Annotated in this window: 28 protein-coding genes; 13 read left to right on the top strand and 15 right to left on the bottom strand. The window is 56.5% G+C overall.

Annotation, left to right across the window (positions count from 1 at the left end):
- Positions 1 to 104: 104 nt before the first annotated feature.
- Positions 105 to 1,721, top strand: a complete 1,617-nt coding sequence (locus Q0903_RS07340) for a DUF4139 domain-containing protein (RefSeq protein WP_299414191.1) — start codon at positions 105 to 107, stop codon at positions 1,719 to 1,721.
- Here the strand turns inward: Q0903_RS07340 and Q0903_RS07335 are convergent.
- The 4 genes from Q0903_RS07335 to Q0903_RS07320 are packed head-to-tail and all read right to left on the bottom strand — an operon-like array spanning position 1,718 to position 4,474.
- A complete protein-coding gene (locus Q0903_RS07335) occupies positions 1,718 to 2,449 on the bottom strand; it encodes a hypothetical protein (RefSeq protein WP_299414189.1) in 732 nt (243 codons plus the stop codon). The two genes, Q0903_RS07340 and Q0903_RS07335, sit on opposite strands and share 4 nt — an antisense overlap.
- Before the next feature lie 34 nt (positions 2,450 to 2,483).
- On the bottom strand, positions 2,484 to 2,795 hold the full coding sequence (locus tag Q0903_RS07330) for a transcriptional regulator (RefSeq protein ID WP_299027128.1): 312 nt from the start codon (positions 2,793 to 2,795) through the stop codon (positions 2,484 to 2,486).
- Between the two features lie 3 nt (positions 2,796 to 2,798).
- Positions 2,799 to 3,782, bottom strand: a complete 984-nt coding sequence (locus Q0903_RS07325; protein ID WP_299027126.1) for a sodium-dependent bicarbonate transport family permease — start codon at positions 3,780 to 3,782, stop codon at positions 2,799 to 2,801.
- Between the two features lie 41 nt (positions 3,783 to 3,823).
- A complete protein-coding gene (locus tag Q0903_RS07320; RefSeq protein ID WP_299414186.1) occupies positions 3,824 to 4,474 on the bottom strand; it encodes a carbonic anhydrase in 651 nt (216 codons plus the stop codon).
- Positions 4,475 to 4,621: 147 nt separating this feature from the next.
- On the opposite strand from Q0903_RS07320, the gene Q0903_RS07315 reads away from it, so the two are divergent.
- From Q0903_RS07315 to Q0903_RS07305, 3 genes are all read left to right on the top strand, one after another.
- Positions 4,622 to 5,002, top strand: coding sequence for a hypothetical protein (locus Q0903_RS07315; RefSeq protein WP_299027120.1), 381 nt, complete (start codon positions 4,622 to 4,624; stop codon positions 5,000 to 5,002).
- A 71-nt stretch (positions 5,003 to 5,073) separates the two neighbouring features.
- On the top strand, positions 5,074 to 6,456 hold the full coding sequence (locus tag Q0903_RS07310) for a M17 family metallopeptidase (protein WP_299414183.1): 1,383 nt from the start codon (positions 5,074 to 5,076) through the stop codon (positions 6,454 to 6,456).
- A complete protein-coding gene (locus Q0903_RS07305) occupies positions 6,453 to 7,244 on the top strand; it encodes an NlpC/P60 family protein (protein ID WP_299414180.1) in 792 nt (263 codons plus the stop codon). The genes Q0903_RS07310 and Q0903_RS07305 overlap by 4 nt, the downstream gene beginning before the upstream one ends.
- Here the strand turns inward: Q0903_RS07305 and Q0903_RS07300 are convergent.
- The gene (locus Q0903_RS07300; protein ID WP_299414177.1) at positions 7,234 to 8,214 is read right to left on the bottom strand and encodes a 2-oxoglutarate and iron-dependent oxygenase domain-containing protein; all 981 of its coding nucleotides are present in this window, start codon (positions 8,212 to 8,214) and stop codon (positions 7,234 to 7,236) included. The two genes, Q0903_RS07305 and Q0903_RS07300, sit on opposite strands and share 11 nt — an antisense overlap.
- A 50-nt stretch (positions 8,215 to 8,264) precedes the next feature.
- Positions 8,265 to 8,624 carry a DUF2794 domain-containing protein gene (locus Q0903_RS07295; RefSeq protein WP_299414174.1) on the bottom strand — a complete coding sequence of 120 codons (360 nt, stop codon included), beginning with the start codon at positions 8,622 to 8,624 and terminating at the stop codon, positions 8,265 to 8,267.
- 114 nt (positions 8,625 to 8,738) lie between these two features.
- On the opposite strand from Q0903_RS07295, the gene paaI reads away from it, so the two are divergent.
- Positions 8,739 to 9,179 carry a hydroxyphenylacetyl-CoA thioesterase PaaI gene (gene paaI / locus Q0903_RS07290; RefSeq protein WP_299027108.1) on the top strand — a complete coding sequence of 147 codons (441 nt, stop codon included), beginning with the start codon at positions 8,739 to 8,741 and terminating at the stop codon, positions 9,177 to 9,179.
- The gene (paaK, locus tag Q0903_RS07285; protein ID WP_299414171.1) at positions 9,176 to 10,486 is read left to right on the top strand and encodes a phenylacetate--CoA ligase PaaK; all 1,311 of its coding nucleotides are present in this window, start codon (positions 9,176 to 9,178) and stop codon (positions 10,484 to 10,486) included. Before paaI ends, paaK begins: the two co-directional genes overlap by 4 nt.
- On the opposite strand, the gene Q0903_RS07280 is transcribed toward paaK, so the two are convergent.
- The gene (locus Q0903_RS07280) at positions 10,483 to 10,755 is read right to left on the bottom strand and encodes an I78 family peptidase inhibitor (protein ID WP_299414168.1); all 273 of its coding nucleotides are present in this window, start codon (positions 10,753 to 10,755) and stop codon (positions 10,483 to 10,485) included. The two genes, paaK and Q0903_RS07280, sit on opposite strands and share 4 nt — an antisense overlap.
- Entirely contained in the window at positions 10,752 to 11,384 is a 633-nt protein-coding gene (locus tag Q0903_RS07275; protein WP_299027100.1) for a TetR/AcrR family transcriptional regulator, read from the bottom strand. Before Q0903_RS07275 ends, Q0903_RS07280 begins: the two co-directional genes overlap by 4 nt.
- Positions 11,385 to 11,523: 139 nt before the next feature.
- Between Q0903_RS07275 and Q0903_RS07270 the strand changes: the two genes are divergently transcribed.
- The 6 genes from Q0903_RS07270 to Q0903_RS07245 all read left to right on the top strand — a co-directional run bounded on the left by Q0903_RS07270 (position 11,524) and on the right by Q0903_RS07245 (position 16,371).
- Positions 11,524 to 12,453, top strand: a complete 930-nt coding sequence (locus Q0903_RS07270; protein WP_299027098.1) for an AEC family transporter — start codon at positions 11,524 to 11,526, stop codon at positions 12,451 to 12,453.
- Between the two features lie 79 nt (positions 12,454 to 12,532).
- A complete protein-coding gene (gene fghA, locus Q0903_RS07265) occupies positions 12,533 to 13,366 on the top strand; it encodes an S-formylglutathione hydrolase (protein ID WP_299027096.1) in 834 nt (277 codons plus the stop codon).
- Positions 13,363 to 13,818, top strand: a complete 456-nt coding sequence (locus Q0903_RS07260; RefSeq protein ID WP_299414164.1) for a YaiI/YqxD family protein — start codon at positions 13,363 to 13,365, stop codon at positions 13,816 to 13,818. Before fghA ends, Q0903_RS07260 begins: the two co-directional genes overlap by 4 nt.
- A gap of 65 nt (positions 13,819 to 13,883) precedes the next feature.
- Positions 13,884 to 14,504, top strand: a complete 621-nt coding sequence (locus tag Q0903_RS07255; RefSeq protein ID WP_299027091.1) for an HAD family phosphatase — start codon at positions 13,884 to 13,886, stop codon at positions 14,502 to 14,504.
- Positions 14,501 to 15,421, top strand: a complete 921-nt coding sequence (locus tag Q0903_RS07250) for an ornithine cyclodeaminase (protein ID WP_299414161.1) — start codon at positions 14,501 to 14,503, stop codon at positions 15,419 to 15,421. Before Q0903_RS07255 ends, Q0903_RS07250 begins: the two co-directional genes overlap by 4 nt.
- A complete protein-coding gene (locus Q0903_RS07245; protein ID WP_299414159.1) occupies positions 15,418 to 16,371 on the top strand; it encodes an alpha/beta hydrolase in 954 nt (317 codons plus the stop codon). Before Q0903_RS07250 ends, Q0903_RS07245 begins: the two co-directional genes overlap by 4 nt.
- Positions 16,372 to 16,386: 15 nt before the next feature.
- On the opposite strand, the gene Q0903_RS07240 is transcribed toward Q0903_RS07245, so the two are convergent.
- Positions 16,387 to 17,637, bottom strand: a complete 1,251-nt coding sequence (locus Q0903_RS07240; RefSeq protein ID WP_299414156.1) for an MFS transporter — start codon at positions 17,635 to 17,637, stop codon at positions 16,387 to 16,389.
- Positions 17,638 to 17,748: 111 nt separating this feature from the next.
- Here Q0903_RS07240 and zapE point away from each other — a divergent pair, with 111 nt between their 5' ends.
- A complete protein-coding gene (gene zapE, locus Q0903_RS07235; RefSeq protein ID WP_299414153.1) occupies positions 17,749 to 18,810 on the top strand; it encodes a cell division protein ZapE in 1,062 nt (353 codons plus the stop codon).
- Here zapE and Q0903_RS07230 read toward each other — a convergent pair.
- The 6 genes from Q0903_RS07230 to Q0903_RS07205 all read right to left on the bottom strand — a co-directional run bounded on the left by Q0903_RS07230 (position 18,807) and on the right by Q0903_RS07205 (position 25,843).
- Complete coding sequence (locus Q0903_RS07230) at positions 18,807 to 19,007, bottom strand: hypothetical protein (RefSeq protein ID WP_299027076.1); 201 nt, start codon at positions 19,005 to 19,007, stop codon at positions 18,807 to 18,809. The genes zapE and Q0903_RS07230 overlap by 4 nt on opposite strands.
- A gap of 121 nt (positions 19,008 to 19,128) precedes the next feature.
- Positions 19,129 to 20,400 (bottom strand): folylpolyglutamate synthase/dihydrofolate synthase family protein, encoded by a 1,272-nt coding sequence (locus Q0903_RS07225; protein ID WP_299414150.1) that lies wholly within the window; start codon positions 20,398 to 20,400, stop codon positions 19,129 to 19,131.
- A gap of 56 nt (positions 20,401 to 20,456) precedes the next feature.
- Positions 20,457 to 20,858, bottom strand: a complete 402-nt coding sequence (locus Q0903_RS07220) for a hypothetical protein (RefSeq protein ID WP_299414147.1) — start codon at positions 20,856 to 20,858, stop codon at positions 20,457 to 20,459.
- Positions 20,855 to 21,811 (bottom strand): acetyl-CoA carboxylase, carboxyltransferase subunit beta, encoded by a 957-nt coding sequence (accD, locus tag Q0903_RS07215; protein ID WP_299414144.1) that lies wholly within the window; start codon positions 21,809 to 21,811, stop codon positions 20,855 to 20,857. Before accD ends, Q0903_RS07220 begins: the two co-directional genes overlap by 4 nt.
- A 61-nt stretch (positions 21,812 to 21,872) precedes the next feature.
- On the bottom strand, positions 21,873 to 22,769 hold the full coding sequence (locus Q0903_RS07210; RefSeq protein ID WP_299414141.1) for a CPBP family intramembrane glutamic endopeptidase: 897 nt from the start codon (positions 22,767 to 22,769) through the stop codon (positions 21,873 to 21,875).
- Complete coding sequence (locus tag Q0903_RS07205; RefSeq protein WP_299414138.1) at positions 22,769 to 25,843, bottom strand: ABC transporter transmembrane domain-containing protein; 3,075 nt, start codon at positions 25,841 to 25,843, stop codon at positions 22,769 to 22,771. The genes Q0903_RS07210 and Q0903_RS07205 overlap by 1 nt, the downstream gene beginning before the upstream one ends.
- Between the last annotated feature and the right edge of the window lie 82 nt (positions 25,844 to 25,925).

Below are 25,925 nucleotides of genomic sequence, written 5' to 3'. Positions count from 1 at the left end.
TTCCGCCGAGGCGGTGCATGGTCGAGGGGTGTCCTGACGGGCACCCCTTTTTCTTTGACCCTTCGCGTTGCATGCTGAAAACATCTCGAAAGGATTTTTTGCACATGCGCATTTTTACCCTCGCCCTTGCTGCCCTGCCACTGCCTGCCTTGGCCGACACCTTTACCGTGGCCTCTGCCCCTACGGCCGTCACAGTATACGGTGGTTTTGCTATGGTTACGCGTCAGGTGACAGTGGATGTCAGCGCAGGCACGCATGAGATTGTTTTGCCAGACCTGCCGCAATGGGTTGATGCAGGCAGTTTGCGCGCAAGCACATCAGGCGCGCAGATCACGAGCACGCGGTTGCGCACTGATGCCCTGCCTCCCCGGCCTGACGGGGATAACGAAGCAGTTCTTGAAGCCAAAGCGCGGATTAAAACGGCCGAGCGGGCCTTGAGAGATCTCGACGATGCGGTGCAAGACGCCAAGCTTGTGGTGAAAGCGGCGGATGCGCGATTGAACTTCCTGATCGGCCTGGCCTCCAGCGATACGCTTCCGTCCGAGGTGGCTGCGTTGACCGAGATTGCGCAGATGATCCAATCTGAAACTCTGGCTGCGACTCAAACCAGAATTGGTGCAGAGCGTGACGCGCGGCGTATAGATGAAGAACGCCCCGTTCTCGTGAAGGATCTGGAAGATGCCCGCGCGGCCCTTGCTGCCCTGACACCACCAGCAGAGCGAAAGGCGCTGTTGGCTCTTTCCATCGCTGCGCAGGAAGCCGGCGAAATTATCGCCACGATAAGCTACCCCGCGCAGGCGTCTTGGCAGCCTACTTATGATGTTGTACTCAGCCGTGGCGATAGCGACAGTATGACCCTGCGCCGCGCCGCGTTGATTTATCAGAATAGCGGTGAGAACTGGGAAAACGTACAGCTTACCCTCTCCACTCTCACGCCCAGCGGGCAGGTTGTCCCGTCAGAGCTGTTCCCCCGTCTGCTTCGCTTCGAGGACCCGCAGTTACGTGCCAAGACCCAGCGCAACCTGAGCAGTCTCAGCGCCGATATGGCGGGTACACCTGCGCCGGTTATGGAGATGGCTCGCCGTCCCCAGCCCAATTTCGATGGACCAGGCGTTACCTATACCCTTCCCGCGCCGCTGAGCATTGCACAAAACGCAGAAGGGTCGCGGGTCGAGTTGGATGCGCTCACGTTTGATGCGCGCGTGTTTGCCCGCGCTGTACCCGCGCACGATACGACCGCTTTCCTAATGGCCGAAGCAGAGAACACCAGCGCCGAACCTTTGTTGGCCGCTGATACCACGCAAATATATGTAGATGGATCGCTGGTCGGGCGGAGCAATTTTACCGCCGTTCCCGCTGGAGGTGATATCACACAGGCCTTTGGCCCGATTGACTCGCTTCGCCTCACCCATGTGGTGCTAGACCGCAGCGAAGGCGACCGTGGGTTGATCAGCCGCAGCAACGCGCAAACCCAAGAGGTCCGCGTTACCGTCGAGAACCTTGGTCAAGAGCGGTGGAACTTGGAGCTTTTGGAAGCAATCCCTTATAGCGAGCAAGACGATCTGGTGATCCAGTGGAGTGCGCAGCCACGCGCGGATGAGACAGATGTGGATGACAGGCGCGGCCTGATGCAATGGAACCTTGATATGCCGCCGCAAACAACCAACACTGTGATGATAGAACAGTCTATCCGCTGGCCAGATGGCAAGGTGCTGCGCTAGTCGCGCTCGATCAGCTCAATCCCAGTCTCAGGCAGCGCGGAATTGAGGTGGTTTGACATGTCATGAGGGTGGCCCGGCATCGCAGCGCCATAGCGTTTGACCAGAGTCTTGTAGCGCGCACCGACTGTGGCCGAATTGCACAAGTGCCGCCCTGTCGTAGTAATATAAATCCCGAGGCCCGCGCCCATTGGCCGAAGCTCCATCCCTTCGACAGCGAGGCGGTTGATCAGATCTGGCCAACTGCGTGCCGCAGCAATATGGCCGCTCAACATCGCGTGGCGAGTGGGGTCAATGCGGCCGGCAGGCATGGTACCAACAGACGCAGAAGTATGCGGATGGTCCGGCATGGGTACGCCGAAACGTGCCACCAGAGTGGCATAACTGAACCCAAGCTCAGAGCCTTTGCACACACGGGTGCCGCAGCTGGTCTTGTACAAGACCAAACCGCCACCTTGCCGGCGTAAAACATAACCATGAGGTTTCAAACGCTCTTGCAGATTCTCCCAACTGCTCGCCTCGGCCATATCGCGGGCGAGGAGCGCCTGAAGGGCAGCGAGGAGCCTTGCGTCGGTGTCGCCTTCTCTTCCACCCGCAAGCTGTCGATCAACCTCCCGCTTGAGTAGTTGCCGCACCAGATGCCCTACAGTGACATCCCGCGCCGTAGCGACCCTTTGTGCGCCCGACAGCAGATCACGCGGCAACTTGAGAGAGACTGATTCCAATTCCATACCCAAGACTGACCCGGATATGGTTAACGGTCTGTTAAAACCGCTCGGCGCGCAGCACGTCACAATCCACAACACTCACCACACCGATGTGCCGCTCGACCACAGCGAATGCTGCATCCAACAGCTCGTCCAGACGGTCGGGGCGGATGATGCAGACAACCTGCACCATGCCTTGCGCACGGCTGACCTGCCCTGCGCGATCCCATGCGCCAGAACGGCCAGAGCCACCCAGCACAGGCAGTACGGAATATCCGGTCACGCCCGCTTTTTGCAGCGCGTCGGTCAGGCGCGATTGCATGACGTTCTCTATCGTAATCTCAACACGTTTGGCTTTGTGTGTTTGCATGTCTCAGCCTCCGGTCACGGCCATCGCAATACCCACATAAAGGGGGATGCCAATGGTCAGGTTAAAGGGGAATGTGACACCAAGCGACAGTGTCAGATAAAGGGACGGATTCGCCTCTGGCACGGCAACACGCATGGCCGCGGGTACCGCGATGTACGAAGCCGACGCCGACAGCACCATCATGAGCGCCACACCACCAGAGCTAAGTCCCAGCAACATGCCCGCACCAAGGCCGAACATCGACCCGACGAGCGGCATCAGAACGCCAAAGGCCAGTACACCACGGGTCAGTATACCTCCGCCACCACGCAGACCACGGCCGGCCACCAGCCCCATGTCCAGAAGGAACAGGCACAAAACACCTTTAAACGGATTGACGATAAAGCTCTCGATTTCCTTCAGTCCCTGCTCGCCTGTGGCCCATCCGATAGCAAATGCACCGACCAGCAATACAATTGACCCATTCAACATGATCTCGCGCATCAACGCACTGTCCATGCCTTTGGCACCATCGCCGCCGCCACGCGAAATCAGCCATAGTGCCGAGAGAATCGCAGGGGCTTCCATCGCTGCTGCCACGGCAACCATATAGCCCTCGGACGAGATCCCTCGCCCTTCCAGAACAGAAGTCGCAGCCACAAATGTCACGATGGAGATCGAGCCATAGTGCGCCGCGACAGCCGCTGCATCCAGACGGCTCATCCCCGTCATAACCTTAAGCAACCAGAAAGCGACCAGCGGCAGAAGCGCCGACAGGATCACCCCCGCCAGCAACGAAAATCCAAGCCGCGCATCAAGACCGTAGGAGGCCACGCTCGCGCCACCCTTGAACCCGATGGCAAACAACAGATAGATTGACATGCCCTTGGCCACCGCCTCGGGAATGTTAAGGTCCGAACGCGCGAGGGCTGCGAACAGCCCCAAAGCAAAACTCAGAATGATCGGCGATAGCAGGTTTTGACCTGCAAGGCTCAGTATCTCAGACATCCGCACTCCTGTTTTGCATAAGCTGCACTATGCGATCACTCTTACAATGGTAGAAATGCCGAGGCCGAGGGGTTGTAATATTCCAATCCGCCTTCACCAATGTCCGTCCACATACCGTGCAACGTCAGTTCGCCCGAGGTGACTTTTTCTGCCAGCCAAGGGAATGTCATCAGATTTTCGAGCGAGATCATGACCGCCTGCTTTTCCAGCGCACGCAGCTTTTCAGACGGATCTTCAATATCTTTGACAACCTCATAGCGGGGTCGCAGGATATCCATCCAGCGCCCGACAAAGCTGTCTGTCGCTTCCAGTTCTGGCGCATCACCGTTACACATGCTCAGGCAGCCCTGTACACCGCCACAATTCGAATGCCCCAATACGATCAAATGTGCGACCTTTAGCACTTCTACCGCATATTCAACCGCTGCTGATGTGCCATGCTCCAACCCGTCGGGCTTATAGGCTGGCACAAGATTGGCGACATTACGGTGAATAAAGAACTCGCCCTGATCCGCGCCAAAGATGGAAATTACGTTTACGCGACTGTCACAGCACGAAATCACCATAGCGCGCGGGTGCTGACCATCGGTCGCCAGCTTACGATACCATGAACGGTTTTCAGCGTAACTTGTCGCCTTCCATCCATGATAGCGTTGGACCAGATAATTCGGTAACGGCTTGGCCTCTTGCATAACGAACGGGTCTCCTAAAACGTAGTTGACCCCAGATAGACTGAATTCTCACTGAATTCGAGAGAAAACACCCCTCGGCAGCAACCATTTGAAAACACCTGCGCTGCATAAGCATCCCAGCCGTGGGGGCATACATAGGGGTGAGAGATGAGTGAGATAATACCAATCCGCATGTCGGAGCAAATCCAGCTGGATCAGGTGCGGCTCGGAGCGCTCTATGCGCAGTTGGGCGAAACCGGTGCGGAAAGTGTGGTTTGCCGCGCAATGGAGGAGTTGGCCGCACGAATGGCGCAATGCGATACGTTGTGGCGTGCGCGCAATCGGACGCAATTGCGCAAGAACGCAAGATCACTGATCGCTATTGCCGACCAGATTGGCATGCACAGGCTGGCGCAGGTCGCCGCTGATGTCACAACCAGCATTGATGCAGAAGACGAAGTTGCCGTTGCAGCCACACTATCGCGGATGCTGCGGATCGGAGAACGGTCATTGTCTGCAATCTGGTCGATGGAAGATCTCAGTATCTGAGTTTGGTTGCAGTGCGGGCGGTATGGGCTAATCTGCGCTCAGGTATATCCTGTTTGAAAGGTCTGCAGCCCATGCCCCTCCGATTTGCCACCAATACATCTGACGCCGTTGATCTACATATCGTGTCGGAAGATAATGCCGAAGCGTGGCTCTCTGAGCTGCCGGACGCCACGGAAGACTGGGCGCGCGCAAGCGGGTTCAAAGGGGGTGTCGGTCAGGCAATCACCTTACCTGCATCAGGAGAATTTCCTGCCTTGGCGGCAGTAGGCTACGGCAGCGACGCCACACGCAAGCGGGGACGGTTCGTTTTGGCTGCCGCCGCCGAAAAGCTACCCAAGGGCACTTACAAGATCACCAGTGGTCTGCCCGAAGCAGACGCTGAGGTAGAAGCACTGGGTTGGCTGCTGGCTGGATATCGATTTGACCGCTACAAAAAGATGTCACCGCTGGCTGCCGGATTAATCGCACCATCAGGTGTCGATGCTGCGCGCATCGAAGCAATCGCCACTGGAGAAGCGCTGACACGCAACCTGATCAACACTCCTGCCTCTGACATGGGTCCGCCTGATCTGGAACAAGCCGCGCGTGATCTGGCAGCGGAGCACGGCGCAGACATTACCGTGACCACGGGTGATGACCTGCTGGAAGCAAATCTGCCCATGATCCACACTGTAGGTCGCGCCGCTGATCGCGCGCCACGGCTGATCGATATACGTTGGGGCAGCAGCGGCCGAACCCTGACACTGGTCGGCAAAGGCGTTTGCTTTGACACTGGTGGTCTCAATATCAAGCCTGCTTCCTCCATGGGTCTGATGAAGAAAGACATGGGCGGTGCTGCGGCGGTACTTGGGCTGGCCCATATGATCATGGCGACAGGTGCGCAGGTGCAACTGCGTGTGCTGATTCCCGCTGTGGAAAACTCCATTTCCGGCAATGCCTACCGCCCGCAAGATATTCTGACTTCGCGCAAGGGCCTCACTGTCGAGATCAACAACACCGATGCCGAAGGCCGGCTGGTGCTGGCCGACGCGCTGGCCCTCGCGGATGAGGAACAGCCCGACCAGATCATCTCGATGGCGACACTAACGGGCGCTGCGCGTGTGGCCGTCGGCCCAGACCTCGCCCCGTATTTCAGCGATGATCCGGAATTCGTTGCGGCCCTTGAAGCCTCTGCCGCCAAAGTGGCCGATCCGGTCTGGCGCCTGCCCTTTCACACGCCCTATGAGACAATGATCGAGCCCGATGTCGCCGATCTGGACAACGCGCCCAAGGGCGGCTTTGCAGGATGTATCACAGCAGCTCTTTTTCTGCGCCGCTTTGTAACCGGTAGTAACTATGCACACTTCGACATATACGGCTGGCAACCCGGCGCTGCACCTGCACGCCCAAAGGGCGGCGTGGGCCAAGGCACCCGTGCGCTGCTGGATGCACTCGACAGGATACTTGCGCAATGACCCACCCCCGACTGACCCCCGACCCCGAGCGTATGCCGCTGAACGAAACCGCTCAGATCGGGCGGAGCGTGGTCAACCTGTTGCGCAAACCAAACGGTGCCCGCGACCGCCAGCTGCTGGTGGGCGCAGAAGTAACAGTAATGTCACGCGAAGATGGCTGGGCCTATGTCCAGTCAAAGGCTGACGGATATTGTGGCTATGTCGGCGTCGCATCACTGACCAAGCCACAAGTGATGACGCACAAGGTCACCGCGCCCTCTACCCATGCTTATCAAAACGCGAATATGAAATCGATCGATCGCGCCGCCTTTAGCCATGGCAGCCGCCTTGCGATGCAGGAAGACGTCGACGGTTTTATCCGCACCAGCCATGGGTTTATCCCGAAACAGCACATCGCACCATTGGACAGTCTATTGAACGATCCTGCTGCCGCTGCCGAAATCTATCTGGGGACGCCCTACCTTTGGGGTGGTAACAGCCGTTGGGGCATTGATTGTTCGGGATTGGTGCAGGCAGCCTGTACTGCGTGCGGCATGGACTGTGGTGGCGACAGCGATATGCAAGAGGACGCGCTGGGCGAGCTTTTGCCAGACGGATCGTTCCCGCAACGCAACGATCTACTTTTCTGGAAAGGCCATGTAGCGATTGTCTGGGACGCAGAGACCCTTATTCATGCGAATGCCCACGCCATGGCCACAGTGTTCGAGCCTATCGAAGACGCCATTGAGCGGATTGGCAAAACCGATGGCGCGATCACGGCGCACCGCCGTCTCACGCTTACGTCTTAAACTGGGCAAAACTCTTTCTGTTGCGGCCAGCAATATGTTCGCCCGCCCGCACCGCAGGATAGAGACAGTCTGCCTGTGCAACGCCTAAATCACGTGGATCAATGATAGTATCCGTGTGCGGATCGAAAAACACAGGAATGGAATACCGCGCGCGGCCAGACCTGTTGATGACGCGGTGCAAGGTTGAGGCGAACCGGTCATTGCTCCACCGTGCAAGCAGATCACCGATGTTGCACACTATTGTTCCTTCGATGGGGAGCGCTTCAACCCATTCGCCGGATTTGAGCCTGACCTGTAAGCCACCGTTCATATCCTGCAACAGAAACGTAAGCACGCCAAAATCTGTATGCGGAGCAACGCCAAACCGCTGCACTGCATCATCCGCGGTGGTCGAAGGCGGATAATAGACCAGCTGCCCGCGCGCCAACGGCTTTTCATAGGCTGGCGCAAAGAAATCTAACGGCAAGTCAAGGCTGCGCGCCAAGGCACCAATCACCCGCCCCGCAACCACACAGACCGCGTCGTAATACGGCGTCAGATCAGCTCGTAACCGTGGATAGGATCCGTCAGGCCATTGGTTCACTGCGACCAGCGGCTTGCTTGCAAGCACATCAGGATCGTCCGCTGCTGTTTCCGCCCCCCAGAAGAACACTTCCTTCAAGTCGTGGGTCGCAGCGCCTTGCAAGGTCGACATGCCTGTCGCCATCCAGCCCCGCTGATCACGGTTCACAGCAACCGATTCTTTCACCGCGACAGGTTGGTCAAAAAAGTCGCGCGCGACGTCAAAGGCTGCCCTCATCATAGCTGGAGGAATACCGTGGCCGGAAATATAGAAAAATCCCGATGTCGTCGCAGCATCGTAAATTTGCGCTGCCACCGCCTCCACATCCGTTCCATCAATAGCAGGTCCAACATCGATAATAGGCAGTGCATCCGGACCAACGCTCAGGGCTGCTGCATAATCAGTCAAATCGACCGCTCCTATTTTTTCTGGCTAAAAATACTCTAGTGCAGCGCCCCCTACTCAACCACACGGATCAGTTTACGCTCTAACACCCGCAAAACTAATTTCAGATCATGCCCCCGTTTCAGCACCTGACCGTCTGGCCCCACAACAGCATATAGCCCTTGCTTGAGCCGCAGTTTGGGGCGTTTTTCGATCCGGTATAGAGGCATTTCAGCAGTACGGCGGAATACCGAAAATACAGCAACCTCACGCAAACAGGATATCCCATAATCCCGCCATTCGCCCGCAGCGACCATACGCCCGTATAGCGACAAGATCACCGACAGTTCGGTTCTGTGAAATGCAATCTGCTCAACAGAGCGGCTATGGCCACCACCTTTAGCGGCGTTTGTCGGAAGCGTCGGAATGTTCATGTCACCAGAGTTGCCCCCTGTGCTGCGCAAATCAAGCCCAAACGCATAAATTTGCTTGAGTACGTTACGAATACAGATAGTGTTTGCGAAATATGAAACGTATTGGACTATCCTATGACCCCGCAAGACCGCGCAACAAAAGTCGGCAAGATGATGCTGGCCAACGATGCTGCCACCCGTAGCCTTGGCATGGAAATTACAGCCATTGCACCTGGCGCGGCGACTTTGACCATGCAAGTGCAGACCCATATGCTGAATGGTCACCGCATTTGTCACGGTGGCTATATTTTCACATTGGCCGACAGCGCCTTTGCTTTTGCATGCAACAGCTACAACCGTCTGACATTGGCCCAGCAGAACCAGATCACCTATATTGACCCTGGCAAAGACGGTGAGCTGCTGACCGCTGCCGCTACTGAAACCGCGTTGGCGGGCCGCTCTGGCGTCTATGACGTGACCGTAACAGGTGAAGACGGCCGCATCGTCGCCACCATGCGCGGTCTGTCCCGCACAATAAAGGGTCATATATTCCCCGAAGATGGAGATACCGAATGAAGGATCTAACACCGCCCCGAAGCAGTCTGGACAGCATCGAGATTGCCAGCCGCGACGAGATATCAGCACTTCAGCTTGAGCGACTGAAATGGTCATTGCGCCACGCCTATGAAAACGTCGCCTTTTACCGCAGCAGCTTTGACGCGGCCGGGGTGCATCCCGAGGACCTGCACACATTGTCGGATCTGGCGAAATTCCCGTTCACAGTTAAGACCGATCTGCGCGACAACTACCCTTTCGGTATGTTTGCCGTGCCCCGCGATCAGGTCAAACGCATCCACGCATCCTCTGGCACGACAGGCCAACCGACCGTCGTGGGCTATACCCAGACCGATCTGGACAACTGGGGTCAGCTCGTCGCACGCTCGCTTCGCGCGGCGGGGATGACGCAGGGTGATATGCTGCACAATGCGTATGGCTACGGGCTGTTTACGGGTGGATTGGGCATTCATCTGGGCGCGGATGCGTTAGGCCTGTCTACCATTCCTATCTCGGGCGGGATGACACAGCGTCAGGTCAGACTGATTGAGGATTTCAAACCAAAAGGTATCACAGTCACGCCCTCTTACGCGCTGTCCATTCTTGACGAGTTCGCCATTCAGGGTCTGGACCCGCGCGATTGCTCGCTTGAGGTCGGGATATTCGGGGCAGAGCCATGGACCAACGCCATGCGCCATCAGATCGAGCAGTCCTTCAACATGCACGCCGTCGATATCTATGGCCTGTCCGAGATAATGGGTCCTGGTGTTTCGATGGAATGTGTCGAAAGCAAAGATGGGCTGCACATTTGGGAAGATCACTTTTATCCCGAAATCATCAATCCGCAAACGGGTGAGGTAGTGGCCGAAGGCGAACAAGGCGAGCTTGTCTTTACCTCGCTCACCAAAGAAGCGTTTCCGATCATCCGGTACAGAACGCGGGATCTGACACGCCTTCTCGCTGGGACCGCGCGCACGATGCGGCGGATGGAAAAAGTGACAGGTCGCAGCGACGACATGATCATCCTGCGTGGTGTCAATGTCTTCCCAACCCAGATCGAAGAGCAGCTGATGAAGATACCAGCGCTTGCGCCCCATTTCCAAATCGAGTTGAGCCGCCCTGATCGCATGGATCAAATGCGCATCGTAACCGAGGCTGCCGATCCTTCTGTAAGCGAAGAGGACCGTGCGAATGCGGCCAAACAGCTGTCAGCCGCAATCAAGCAGACAATCGGCATATCGGCAAAAGTAGATACCGGCGCAGTGGGTGCCGTTCCCAGATCAGAGGGAAAGGCAGTTCGCATCCTCGACAAACGGCCAAAAACCTAGCCGCAGGTCACCGCGATGATAGTATCGGTCTCGTCCAGTTGAACATTCAATCGGGCGGCATTGAAGTCGGATGTAACCGCGTCATTGGGGCCATACAGCCGCTTAGGTTCAGGCAGGGCGAGCGATGATGCCGCGTCTTGGCCGATCAATCCCTGATATGCCGCCGCATTGCATGTATCTGGTGCATTGGCAGGCGCGCTGCCCGTTGTGGGCGCCAGCGATGCACCGCAACCAGCTAGCAATAGCGCTGTAAAAATTGAATATCTCATGTGCCGTACCTCGCTAAAAATGTCTCGACTGCGTTGTCGACAACGCGGTCTATATCTTGGGGTGTCACCTCCTTGATAACGCCAAACATCAGGCGCATCCACAGGTCTGCCTTGCACAGCTCGCCGAATTGATCCGCTGCCATGACGTAGTCATCGATCACCAGTTCACCGCGCGCGCAAGCCTGCGCAAAATACGCTGCCATTTCCGCGCGCATTACAGCTGGTCCGGATTCGTAAAAACTGCGCCCTAATTCAGGAAAACGATCAGATTCGGCCAAGCAGATGCGGAATATCTGCTGGCCGAACCGGCTCGTGATAAATCCCAAGAAATGCCGCCCCGTCTGGCCCAGCACATCGCGCGGCGGCGCACACAAATCAATCTTGTCCAGCGCCGATCCAGCCTGCCGCTGGCATTCCAGCGTTGCGACCTGCGTGAACAGTTCCCGTTTGTCGGCGAAATATTTGTATAGCGTCGCCTTTGAGACTTCGGCCACACGCGCAATTTCGTCCACACTTGCCACTTCGAAACCATCCGCCATGAACACAGTGCGCGCGCCCTCAAGAACTTGGTCGTATTTACGGCCACGCGGCGCGACAGGATCCTGCGATGGTGTCTGGGTGAGGGTCATTACGGCTCCTGTTTGCGAGTGATCATCTTATGAACTGATCAGTTCACTTCCAAGGGTTAATCGTGCCCATCCAAAGCATTGACCCATCGTCATCTATTTTGACTAGCGCCACATCCGCCGCCAAGCTATCTGTGCAGCCATGTTGGCGATCTTTCTCAAAACACTACCCTTTTTTGCACTGATCGGTCTGGGCTACTGGGCGGGACGTACGCGGTTTTTCACCGCCGAGGCGACGGCCTATCTGACGAAGTTCGTGTTCTACTTTGCTTTGTCCGCAATGCTGTTCAATTTCTCTGCCAATCTGTCGCTGGCCGAGGTCTGGAACGCCCGACTGGTTGGTGCGTATTTGTGGGGCACCGCCTTTGTCTACGGCATTGCAACACTGGTATGCTATTTCCGCAATCTCAACATCGAGACAGCGGCCATCGAAGCACAGTGCGCCGTGATCGGGAATGTCGGGTTTCTGGGTGTCCCGATGCTGGTGCTTTTGCTGGGACCGCAAGCAATCGGGCCTGTTATGCTGGCCCTCGCGGTTGACCTGATCGTGTTTTCCTCACTAATCGTCATTCTGATAACAGGCTCACGCGATGGCAGGATGAGCGTGACAATCCTGCGTACAGTGGGTCTGGGCCTGATAAAGAATCCGATGATTGTTGCCATCTCTTTGGGGCTTTTATGGTCAGGTCTCAAGCTACCTATACCAGCTCCGATGAACGAATTCCTTTCACTGCTGGGGGCCGCCGCCACCCCTGGTGCATTGTTTGCGATCGGTGCGTCTCTCGCCTCAAAATCAGCCGAGCGATTGTCGATTGCGGGGTGGCTGAGCTTTTGTAAATTGGTGCTGCATCCAGTCTTTGTCGCATTTGGTTGCTTCGTCCTGTTCAAGGTTGAGCCCTATCAGGCCACGGTCATCATTTCTGCTGCAGCCCTGCCAGTTGCCGGAAATGTCTATATTCTTGCGCAGCACTATAACGTGTCACCACAACGCGTGTCCGCCGCAATCCTTGTGTCAACCGCGCTTAGTATCGTGACGGTTAGCCTCTGGATTGCATGGTTGACCGGTGGCTGAGCGCAAAATCATTTAGACGGCACTTGCCCCGCGTGCCCCTGCTGGATAGCCATGAGGTAACACGCATTAAGGAGCTTTCATGGAAACGCTATCATCCAACGCCTGTTTCGGCGGCACACAACATGTCATCAAACACCCTTCGCAAAGCTGTGGTTGTGATATGACATTCGCACTGTTTCTGCCCGCAGAGGCAGCAGACGGACCGGTTCCTGTCTTGTGGTTTTTGTCAGGTCTGACCTGCACCCATGAAAACGCTATGGTCAAAGCAGGCGCCCAAAGCTGGGCCGCCGAGCAAGGGATCGCACTGGTGTTTCCAGATACATCTCCGCGCGGAGAAGACGTCGCGAATGACGAGGCATATGACCTAGGGCAAGGTGCCGGGTTTTACGTCAACGCAACACAAGATCCGTGGAAACCCCATTTTCAGATGTGGTCCTACGTCGCGGACGAGTTGCCCGCGCTGCTGGCTGCGCATTTTCCACTGGATATGGCGCGCCAGTCCATCACGGGTCACTCAATGGGCGGTCACGGTGCTTTGACGCTCGCCATGTCCCTACCCGGCCGATTTGCTTCCGTGTCGGCCTTCGCGCCTATTGCCCACCCCACCGCCAGCGACTGGGGCCGCAAGCAGCTGACAGCGTATCTTGGTACTGACGAGACGGCTTGGACTGCACACGATTCGACTCTTCTCATGCAAGAGAACGGCTTTGACGGTCCGGTGCTGATAGACCAAGGCACCGACGACCAGTTTCTTGATCTGTTACAGCCCGAAGCATTGAGTGCAGCAATGGCGAAACGCCGCCAAAACGGCACATTCCGCATGCAGCCCGGCTATGATCACAGCTACTTCTTCATCGCAACATTCATGGAAGATCACGTGACCTTCCACGCTGATGCGCTGTGGTCTGCATGACCCACCTTTATATCGACGCCGATGCCTGCCCCGTCAAAGAAGAGGCGGAGCGGGTTACCACACGACATAAAATCAAAATGTTCGTCGTCTCTAACGGCGGATTGCGTCCTTCGCAAAACCCCTATGTAGAGACTGTTATTGTCCCTGACGGACCTGATGTAGCCGATATGTGGATCGCTGATCGTGCAGGGCGTGGCGATGTCGTGGTGACGGGTGACATACCTCTGGCTGCGAGATGTGTAGAGGCGGGCGCACGCGTTATCAAACATAACGGGGAGGCCCTGACGCAAGCCAATATCGGCAATGTACTGGCAACCCGCGATCTTATGACAGACCTGCGCGCCGCCGATCCCTTTCGCATCGGTAGCGGGAAAGGGTTTACAAAAGCGGACAGGTCACGCTTTCTGGAAGCACTCGAGCGCGAAATCAGAGCGGCTCTAAAGATGCAATAATCGTTTTCTTTGAAAGAAAGCGGCCGGAAATTCGCAAAATTCCGATCCTTGTTAAGAGGTTTGACATGACGCCCAAAGCTGTGGTTTTCGACATCGGAAATGTTCTTATCGAATGGCAACCAGAACGGTTTTTTGACGCCGAAATAGGCGAGGCCCGCCGCCTTGCCATGTTTGCCGCAATTGACCTGCACGCAATGAATGACCGCGTCGACAGCGGCGAAACCTTTCATGAGGTAATTCACGAAACGGCCCGTGCCTATCCCGAATTCAAGTCCGAAGTTATGATCTGGCATGACCGCTGGATCGAAATGGCCGCCCCAGTGATCGACCATTCACTACGCCTGATGAAAGCCTTGCAGACAAAGAAAATACCTGTGTTTTCACTAACCAATTTTGGCATCCAGACCATGGTGATCGCACGCAAGGAATACGCTTTTCTCAGCCAGTTTGACCGTGATTTTATCTCGGGTCACATGGGCGTCATAAAACCTGATCCGCGCATCTACGAAATGCTGGAGCAAGGCAGTGGGCTGTCAGGCACTGACTTGCTCTTTACCGATGATCGCCCGGACAACATCGCCGCTGCAAAAGCGCGTGGCTGGCAGACGCATCTTTTTGAGTACCCCCAAGGCTGGGCTGACAGGCTGGTCGACGCGGGCCTTTTGACACAAGCGGAGGCCGCATGACCGCCATTCCCTTTATCTCATTCGCGCAGGGCGAAGCCTTGATGGACTGGATCGGCCTTACCGATGCTTTAGCAGCCGGACACACCCTACCAAAAGCCGAGATCGCGGACAGCTTTCTTTACCGTGGCGGCGATACTTTGCTGAACCGTGCGGCATGGATCGATGGGATGGGAATGGCGGTCAAGACAGCTACTGTCTTTCCCGAAAATGTCGCGCGGGGAACGCCTAACATTAATGGCGGAGTAAACCTCTATTCCGATGCGGATGGGACACTGGAAGCGATGATTGATTTTCACCTCGTAACCAAATGGAAAACCGCTGGTGACAGTTTGCTGGCCGCGCGGCGACTGGCGCGGCCTGATGCCCGCCGTATTCTGCTAGTTGGGTCGGGGGCTGTGGCCCATGCGCTTCATTCGGCCTATCAGGCGGCCTTTGCGGATGCTTCATTTACGGTCTGGAGCCGTACAACTGCCAGCGCGACAGCCTTTGCCAGCACGCATGCGAACACCACCGCGACTGATGATCTGCAAGTCGCCGTCGAGCATGCCGAGATCATCGCATGTGCGACCATCTCAACCAAGCCGCTGGTCAAGGGCGAATGGCTACAACCCGGCCAGCATTTGGACCTGATCGGCGCGTACCGCCCCGACATGCGTGAGGTCGATGATCTGGCTTTGCAGCGCGCGCGCCTGTTTGTTGACAATTTCGACACCACCATCGGTCACATTGGCGAAATCAAAATCCCGCTTGAAACAGGGGCCATCGCACGTGCAGATATCATCGCCGATTACTACGATCTGGACGCGCTCTATCGCCAATCCGAGGACGAGATCACAATCTGCAAGAACGGTGGCGGTGCGCATCTGGACCTGATGACCAGCCGCTATATCCTTGAGCAATGGCGCGACGCAGGGTGATCTGGTTCCTGCTTTTCCTTGCTGTTGCTTTGGGTGCTACAGCGCCATTTATCGCAGAACGCTATCGCGTGGCCATGAGTGACGGGCGACGCGGTTCTGCACCTGGTCAATTCGCCGAATTGAGCCAAGGTGTAACCCACTATCACCTGATGGGTCCTATCGACGGACCTCTGGTTATTTGCATCCATGGCCTGACGACGCCCAGTTTTGTCTGGGATGACATTGGAAAAGCACTTGCCGACAGCGGATTTCGGGTACTGGTCTACGACCTGTATGGACGGGGCTATTCAGACAGACCTATGGGCTTACAAAACAAGCAATTCTTTAATCAGCAGCTGGATGATCTGCTGACCCATCTCGGAATTGAAGGTCCGGCCCATGTGATCGGCTATTCCATGGGTGGCGCAATTGCGGCAGGTTTTGCGGCCGCCTATCCTGCGCGGGTGCGGCGGCTGATCCTGCTGGCAAGTGCGGGCATGACCCTGAACCAGACACCGCTGCTGCGGATCATCCGCGAACGCGGCATCATCGGCCAATGGCTGATGCTGGCCGCCTACCCTGCGCAGTTCCGAAGAGGGATCAAGGCCGAACGGGAAGCCGCAACCGCCCCGAAGACTATCACCGAAGGGCAGGAGAACCAGCTGATGTATCAGGGGTTCATTCCATCAGTCTTATCCAGTCTGCGCGGCATTCTTTCCAGACCATTGGAGGGTGAGCATCTGAGTTTACGGCAATTGGGCCTGCCAATCATGGCAATCTGGGGCAGTGACGATGATGTGATCCGTGCCAGTGCCATGGGCCAATTGGCTGCATGGAACCGCGACGTGATCCATGAGGTGGTTGAGGATGCGGGCCATGGCTTGCCTTATACGCACCCTGATCAAGTGATAGATCACATTGCAGGCTTTCTTCCCCCTCCCGCAGGCGACGATTGGGGCCATGACACGTAACTGTGCGGGTAACGCCTATGCAACAGCCAGCTGCGCAGGACGTTCACGGATTGGCAGATGTACAATCGCGCTAAACGCACCGACAGCAACGCCAATCCACCACACGGTCGTATAAGTGCCATAAGCATCATACATCCGCCCGCCCAGCCAGACGCCTACAAAGCTGCCCAGCTGATGGCTGAAAAAGATGATGCCATAGAGCGTGCCCATGTACCGCAGCCCGTAAATATGCGCGATCAACCCCGAGGTGAGCGGCACAGTCGCCAGCCAGAGCGAGCCCATCGCAATTGAGAATACAATCACGCTTGTGGGCGTTATCGGCAGCATAATGAAAAGCGCTGCAATAACTGTGCGGCCCGTATATATCCCCGCCAATAGATATTTTTTTGAATACCGTTTGCCTGCCCAACCCGCCAGCAGTGTACCACCAACATTTGCTGCACCAATCAGCGATATCGCAACAGCCCCCAATGCCGAAGTGGTGGTAATGCCCATGATATGCAGCACCCCACCAGCAAGGATCGGGCCACACATCTCGGTCACGAAAGCGGGGAAATGGGCAGTAATAAAGGCCAACTGATAGCCGCAGGAAAAGAAGCCCAGAAAAATCAGCGCGTAACTGGGGTCTTTGAACGCGCGCAACAAAATCGTGCCCATCGCCTCCTCCAGTTCGGCGCGGTTCGCCTGAACAGGGGCGCGCATGAAAGGCAAAGCCAACAGCACTGACAAGATCACAGCAGCAAAGATCACAAACACCATTTGCCAGCCCATCATGCCCAGCATCCATTCGGCAACAGGTGCGCCAAAAATCTGCCCCATACTGCCCGCCGCAGTCACCACGGCCAGCGCCATCGAGCGGTTCTCATCCGATGCCGCGCGCCCGACCACGGCCAGTATCACGCCAAAGCCCGTTCCCGCGATCCCGAAGCCCACCAGCCACGCATATGTTTGATGCGCGATTGGCGTCTCTGCTCCTGCTGACAGGATTAGACCTGCCGCATAGATGACTGCCCCAAAAATGATCGCCTTGCGGTCCCCGATTTTCTCCGCCATCGCGCCAAAAATCGGCTGTCCGATGCCCCACGCAAGGTTCTGTATCGCAATCGCCAGCGAGAATTCGGCGCGCAGCCAACCGAACTCTTCGGCTATGGGGATCTGGAACACACCAAAAGACGCGCGGATGGCAAAACTAACCATGATAATAACGCACCCAACAACCAAGACAGGCGTGAAGAGAGATGTCTTGAGACGGGGGGCATCTTGCATAGGGGGCTCCGGTACAGCCCCGGCAAGATGCGCCCGCGATGTCCTCTCGTCAATTGCCAGATTGCATCCACACACTTTCCAACCGCCTCTGCGCATATTAGGAACCAGAGGATGACCAGTTTTACTGCCCTTTATGACCAGATGATTGCCGATGGCACCCTACGCGCAGATGCTGCCCAACAGGCCGCCCTGCCGGAGTTTGATCGCATCCGATCTGCCTTGTTAGAGCCTGTAAAAAAGGGGTTCTTTCGCAAAGCGCCAGAACCGCCCAAGGGCTTGTATCTATGGGGCGGGGTCGGGCGTGGTAAATCCATGCTGATGGATATGTTCGTGGGGACGCTAGGGGATGTCCCTGCACGACGGGTGCATTTCCATGCTTTCATGCAAGAAATTCACGCCGCCATGCATGAAGCCCGCAAAACGGGCGTTGATGATGCAATTGCACCTGTCGCCGCAGCGGTCAGCAAATCGGTGAGGCTCTTGGCTTTTGACGAGATGCAGATCACCGATATCACGGATGCGATGATCGTGGGCCGTTTGTTTCAGGCGCTATTTGCAGACGGTGTTGTGGTGATAACCACTTCAAACCGTATCCCCGATGATCTTTATAAACACGGGCTAAACCGCGATTTGTTTGTGCCGTTCATCGAACTGATCAAAGAAAAGATGACCATCCATGAATTGGTCAGCCCCACCGATTACCGTCAGGACCGCCTTGCGGGAAGCCCTGTATATTTCACCCCCCACAATGCCGAAAGCCGTGAAGCCATGGATGCTGTCTGGCATGATCTGACGGGAGGCGAAGCGGCGCCATTGACGCTGCGTGTCAAAGGTCGAGACGTGATTTTGCCACTCTTCCGCAACAGTATTGCGCGAACCAAATTTCATGCCCTTTGCGGCCAACCCCTTGGTCCTGCGGATTTCCTGGCAGTGGCTGAAGCCGTAAAAGTCTTGATGATCGACGATATACCCAGCCTCGGTCGTAGCAATTTCAACGAGGCAAAGCGATTTGTAACTCTGATTGACGCCCTTTACGAGGCGCGCGTCAGGCTGATCTGTTCGGCAGCCGCACAGCCCGAGATGTTGTATCTGGAGGGCGAAGGCACGTTCGAGTTCGAGCGCACAGCCTCGCGTTTGCGCGAAATGCAAAGTGAAGATTGGGGTAAATCCTAGTCCGCAATACGAATTAGATCGCTACCTTCTGTCCGGCTGACTTCTTCTTCAAAAATCTCGGGATGGTAAGGCGCTTGCTGGCCCATCAGGCTCCATGCGCCGAGCCCCATAATACACAGGGCAGCCATGCTTACGATCAGCTGTCGCACAATCACGGATTTCGGGGTGGCAGCCCCGTCAGGCATTTTTTGTGTCATTGTATCGCTCGGACCTCGGGTTTTAACGTTTTGACGCGCAGACTTACGCTACTTGTTTTTCCAAACCCTTATTACGTCACTTGACCAAGCGTCAACGCGAAGCGCTGCATTTTGTGTTGCCCTATCCGTTGTTCCGCAAGATGTTGCCCGCAAGATACAATGATCCACAGATCAGCACGCGTGCCTGAGGGTCTTGCGATACGATGTGTTCCAGCGCCGTTGCGACGTCAGCAGACACAACCGATTTGATCCCTGCATCCCGTGCCGCTTGGGCCGTAGTGTCGGCGGGTAGTGTGGCCGCCTCACCCGGAATGGAGACGGCGTGCAAGGCCGTAACGTGTGGTGCAAGCGGGCGCAGATAGCCTGATATGTCTTTTGTGTTGAGCATGCCGCAGATCAGGTAGGTCGGCACCGTCGGCAACTCGGCCAGAACTGCGCCCAGCGCGTGACCCGCCGCAGGATTATGCCCCCCATCAAGCCAAAGCTCTGCACCACCAGCCGCCTCGACCAGCGGGCCGTGGCGAAGGCGCTGCATCCGTGCAGGCCACTGCGCCTGCGTCACGGCACCCTCACACGCCGCCGTGTCAAACCCCAGCATCCGCAGTGTTGCAATCGCCCCACCTGCGTTTTGAACCTGATGCAATCCGGGTAAATTCGGCAGTGGCAGATCAAGCAACCCTTGCTCGTCTTGATAGATCATGCGCCCCGCCTCGCGGCTCACCTGCCAGTGCTGGCCATAGACCGCTAAGGGGGCAAGGTTCTTTGCAGCGACTGCCTCGATCACTTCCAGCCCTGCCTCTTGCTGTGGCCCGACGATACAAGGCACGCGGCGCTTGATAATACCTGCTTTCTCTCCTGCAATCTGGGGCAATGTGTCACCCAAAAATTGCTGGTGGTCGAGGTCGACCGGCGTGATCACAGTTGCCACAGGCGCGTCGATCACGTTGGTCGCGTCCAACCGCCCACCGAGACCCACTTCCAACAGTGTATAGTCAGCGGGTGCCCGCGAAAAAGCCAGCAAGGCAGCACATGTCGTGATCTCAAAATAGGTGATGTTCTCGCCGCCATTGGCAGCGTAACACTCATCCAGAACCCCTGTCAGAGCCTCCTCCGAGATCAACTCCCCCGCCAGCCTGATCCGTTCATGAAATCGGGCAAGGTGCGGCGAGGTATAAGCGTGCACGGTCTTGCCCGCCGCTTCAAGTCCCGCGCGGATCATCGCCTGGGTCGAGCCCTTTCCATTGGTGCCAGCAATGTGGATCACAGGCGGCAGACTATCCTGCGGGTTGCCAAGTGCATCCAGCAGACGCAGCATCCGGTCCAGTGTCAGGTCAATAATCTTGGGGTGCAGGGCCATCATCCGATCAAGGATAACGTCAGAGGTGTTTGCCATGGTGTTCCTGTAATTTGTGGCCGAGACGGACGTATCTATGCCAAGATAAAAGAGTGTCAGGCAGGTATTCTGCGGGTTCGTATAAGCACAAGTAAGAGCACCCCCGCAACAATGTCCAACGTGCCGCAAAAAGCAGGCCACCATGTTGGGCCGGGATGCCCTGCAAAATAGACGAGCGCATCAAAAACGCCATGAGCGATGATGCCAACCGCAAGGAGCGCGGCGCTATGCCGAAACCCGTAGGCAGCCGTTGCAGCAAAAGCCAATAAGACAAAGCTATGAAAGGCTATTACCAGCGGGGCGGCATTGGCCTGCAGCGCAAAAACAGGCCAGAAAAATGCGATCGCGCCGAGAAGAACAGCAATGCCGCTCCGCTCTTGCAAAGCGCCGATACGATAGAGCGACCAGATCAGGATCGCACCCGATGCGCCCCCGATCATAAAGGGCCACAAGATCATTCGGGTTTTGCATCGCTTGTATGGGGTGCGGCGTCAGCAGCAGGCGCTACTTTTTCCGCGGTTTCGTCCAGTGTCGGCGGCGGTAGATCACCGCGCACAGCGGGCGGCAGGCCCATCAGCATGCGGGTGATCGTAATCAGCTCATCGCGCATCTGGGGGCGCGGGGTCACACGGTCAAGCATACCATGCTCCAGCAGATACTCTGCCCGCTGGAACCCTTCGGGCAGCTTTTCACGAATTGTCTGTTCGATCACTCGTGGCCCTGCAAAACAGATCAACGCGTTCGGCTCGGCGATATGCACATCGCCCAGCATCGCATAGCTGGCTGTCACACCGCCCGTGGTGGGATGGGTCAGGACAACGATATAGGGCAGGTTCGCTTCTTTGAGCATTTGCACAGCCACCGTGGTGCGCGGCATCTGCATCAGGCTCAGTATGCCCTCCTGCATCCGCGCGCCACCAGCGGCAGAGAAAAGGATAAGCGGGCGCTTGAGTTTGATTGCTTCTTCTGCGGCGGCGATAATCGCGTTACCCACATACATACCCATAGAGCCTGCCATAAAGCTGAAGTCCTGAGCACAGGCAACGATAGGCGTGCGTCCGATCTCACCCGACGCGACAAGCATCGCTTCGCTTTCTTCAGTCGCTTTCTGAGCCGCACGCAGACGGTCCGGATATTTCTTCTGATCGCGAAATTGCAGGGGGTCCACTGTGGGCGCAGGGACCTTAACCTCATTGAAAATGCCACCGTCGAACAAGGCACCAAACCGCGCGCGTGGGCTGATGTGCATGTGGTGGTTGCAGTTGGTGCAGACGTTCAGGTTATCGCTGACCTCGCGATGGAACAGCATCGTGCCGCATTCGTCGCATTTCGTCCAAAGATTTTCGGGCGTCTCGCGGCGCGAAAAGATCGAATTGATCCGGGGTCGGACGTAGTTGTTGATCCAGTTCATGTCGCCGCCTCGTTACGTTACGTTTCCCCCATCAAATAAGGCGCTGTCGCAGGAATTGCAATCAGCGCCGCAGTGCCAGCCGTGCAGCCAGCCAACTGACGATCATCATTGCAAAATCAACTGGCATCCACGCGCGCAATTGCGCCTCGTCCGCCATGCCAAAAGGCGTATGCCACAACGCCAGCCCTCCAAGGCTGTCTGGCAGTGCGACGATGACCAAGGCTGTGACGTTATTCACAAAATGAACAGCAATAGCAGGTCCGATGCTGCCAGCCCTTGCCGTAAGATCAGCCATGAGGATGCCAAACAGTCCGGCCCAGACAACGATAAGCATCGCATTTCCCCCGGCCTCTTCGGGTTGGTAGTGGCCAAAGGCAAAAACGGCAGAGGGCAAAACCATCCATACCAGAGGCGAGCGAAAGCGCGCGGCCAATTGCTGCTGGAGGTATCCACGGAAAAAAATCTCTTCGGCGCTGATCTGAACGAAAACGGCCAGCAGCGACAAAGGCAACAACACCGCCCACAAACCAGGTGCGAGGTTTAGCACCAATTCACCGCCAAAACCGTAGGGCGGCAGGATCATCAGCGCAGCACTAAGGATCACAAGTATACCCAATACTCTGGCAAATTGCGGAACGGCCAGCATCATAGGGCCGAACACGCTGAGTGGATCACGTTTGTGCACGAGGCGTACGCCAATAAACACTGCCACACTGATCAGTCCAAAGCTCAACAGCAGCGTATACATCGCAAGCGGCGTACTGCCTGCAATCAGCTCGTCCAGAAACTCGGGCTGGTAGCGGGTCAGTTCCGATATGGCCTGCTGATAAAACAATGCCATGAGGATATAGCAGGTCACCATCACCGATATACCCAGCACGAGCCGCCAGATCTCGGGTCGCTTCGCAGCTACAACGGTATGGAGCACATGGGCTGAGTAATCAGGTCGCCACAACATCAGTGATCCCCTTCGCTGACATCATCGCGCGGAATGGCAATTTGCGCATCGCGGATCACTTCCGCTGCACCTGTCAAATGCCCCGCAACCGTCTTGAGCAAGCTCATCAAAACCGTACTGTCGTTCTCGATAACCGAGCGAAACTGCTCCGCCCCAAAGCGCAAGAATCGTGTGTCCTCCAGCGCGATCAGCGAGACCTGCCGCGGCTCCCGCAGGATCACTGCCAAGTCACCAATCAGGCGCCCCGGTTCCACGGTCGAGACGTGCTGCGCTGTCCCGTCCTTGTCTTGCAACGTCAACTCGGCCTTGCCGGACAGACACAGATAGGTCGCATCAGCGGGATCGTTACTGCGATAAATCGGCGTACCTGCCGGCGCATCGTACCACTGCGCGGCAAATGCCAGCAGTCGCTGGGCGCGCGGCTCCAGCGGGGCAAACAGCGTGTTACGCTGGATCACATCCAGCTTACGCCGTAAATCTTCCGATACAGTGCTAGAACTGTCGTAACGCTCGGCGCTTTCAACACCGTCAATGCGGCCATGGCTGATCTCGACGAACATGTCGTAGCTGTCGGGCGCCGCGAAACGGTCATCAAGGAAAATCTGCGTTGTATCAGGCATCAAATCCGCCAACCGCGCACGGATTTGCGCGCGGTCCCCACCGTTGAAAGTCTGGTCAAAAATCAGGATATCGGGGCGCTTGATACCGGCACGGGTAAAGGCCGCACGCTCATGGATCGACGTTGGCAGGTTTGTCCCTGCGATCGCGGTTGGTACGTCAAAGACGATAGCTGCCACATCACTGCTCAGATCATTCGCGCTCAGCACATCCATAACAGCATCAATCACCAGATCGGCCTGCATCCCTGCCACACCGGATATCCGGCCATAGATTAGATTTTCCAGAAGGGTCAGACGAGGCAGATAGTTTTCTGGCGCGATTGGCACGAACATGTCCGTAGCCAACTCACGCAGTTGCGCGCCGCGGCTCTTTCGAATACCCAAAATTTCCTGTTTGAAGCTTTCGGGAAAGGCGGGGCCGATCTGCTCGGCGGTCAAAGCGAAGGGGACTGTCATCAGCAACGCAAACTCATCCTCGCTTAGCGCACCATCACCACGGCTGCGGCGTCGGCCTGCAATCTCGACCAACTGCTCATAGAGACTTTCCTCAATATCCAACGCAGTAAAGAGCGGATGATTTGTGCCATCCATCCCAAAGGTCTGGTGCAGGGTTTCAACCAGGGTCTGCGAAATTGCGATGGCTTGCTCGGCCAGCCCTTCCTCTGCGATCATCCCGAGAAACAGCTTTTCTGATGCAAGACCGATCTGGCTGATTTCGCGCCGCGGCGCTGCAAACAGCAGATTACCGCCAAGCGGAACAGCCGGGTTGAACGCATCAGGATCAAAACGGTGAACGGCCCCCTCTAACTTGCGTTCTTTCAACATCTCGCAAACCTCGCCCCGAAGACCTACGATCTTCTCCGCCAGATGCATATGATCGTCGGGATCCATTCTAGAGCCCAGCATCGCCCGGATAATGCCCTCGTCTGTATTGATCACACGGCTCAACTCAAACCACCATGCACGGACATCATCCATATTGCTCAACTCGGCCAGTTCCGGATCAAGCCAATCAGCCTTGAGGCTGTCGATGCTATTGCCTGCACGCCGCGCCTCGATGCCCGCGCGGTCACGTTTGTCAGGGTCCCAAAGGACTGTTTTGGGTGAGGTGCGCAGGGACATCAGCAGGTTGTCTCCGATGGTGCCGTGAAACAAATAGGGCTGCGATTGCACGTAGCCGATGCGCGCAGCAATCACCGCTTGATGCAAAGTAGCAGTGTCATGTCCGCCCATTGTCAGCGTGCCACGGGCAGGCAATACTTCCCGCGTCAGAAGTTCCGCAATCGCCCTGCGCTCGGATACAGATGATGTCTTGATCGCGATCTGTGCGCCTTTGGGGATATCCAGCGTCAAATCATCCAGCACAATATCACCGTCCGAATTGCGCACGGTGATGTTCTTCAGGCAGATTTCACCGCTCAGATGCGGAACCTCATCAGGGGTTCCCTTGAACAGCGCCTCGTCGATCATGCCACTGGGGTCGAACCGCTCTGTCACGATCTCCCACCGCAAGGCCATGTCCTGTGTCTGATTGTAATAGGCCAGCAGCTCTTTCCACGGGCTGCTCAGCTCCTTGTATGCGGCCAGCGCCGCAACCAGCGCACCCACCGTAATTTCACCCCGAATGGCAAGTATCCCGCCCACCAGATAGAAAAAGAACGGTGTCAGTTGGGTGATGAAGTTGTTGAGAAACTTCATAAAGAATTTTTTCTGGTATATCTTGAAGCGGATTTCAAACAGGCGGCCCAAACGCTCTGTGAACCCAGCCAAGCGGAACCGCCAGCCGCCATTGGTCCGCAGGTCGGTAATTCCCGCCGCTGTCTCGCCAATCTCGGCGGCCAGCATGCGAACCTCCTTGATCCGCTCTTTGTTCAACAGATTGATCTGCCGTTGGATCATTGGAATGACATAGGCCTGCAAGGGGATCAGCGCGACACCTGCCAACCCGAACCAGAACGATTGCATGAACAGGAACATAACGATGATAATCATCTGCCCCGCCTGAAAAACCGGCTGCGCAATGAAATCGCCCATCAGCCCCCCCATCGGCTCGGCCTCGGAAGTGACCATGCTTACCAACTCCCCCTGCGAGGTGTTCTGGAAATAGCGTTTCGGAAAGCGCATCATCCTGTCGACCAAACTAAAGCGGAAGCGGCGCAACAAACGCTCGGCGGTGACGCCCTTCATGGTGTTCAGGCGCATTTTTAGCAAACCATGCACCAGCACCGCGCCCAGATAGGCAAAGCACAGCACAGTAAGAAACTGTATACGGCTTACCTCATAGCCGAAGGCCGTGATCATTAGATCTTCGGCGCTGATTGCATCGTTGATAATCCGCTTGGGCAGCTCCAGCGTGGCCAAGAGCAGGGGAAAGGTCAGGAGAGTGATTGCCAGAAGGACCAACTGCTCCCGCTTTGAATACTTCCAGATGAAGGCGAACAGACTGCGGTCCATGTGCGGGCTTTCTGTGGGGTACTGACGCAAACTAGGCCCCAACCCCTTGCATTACAATGCAAGGAAGGCTGCAAATGCTTGC

This window comes from uncultured Sulfitobacter sp. (genome assembly GCF_947502895.1).
Classification (GTDB): Bacteria; Pseudomonadota; Alphaproteobacteria; order Rhodobacterales; family Rhodobacteraceae; genus Sulfitobacter.
The sequence above is the reverse complement of the archived record's forward strand: the minus strand, read 5'-3'. Positions and strand labels throughout refer to the sequence as shown.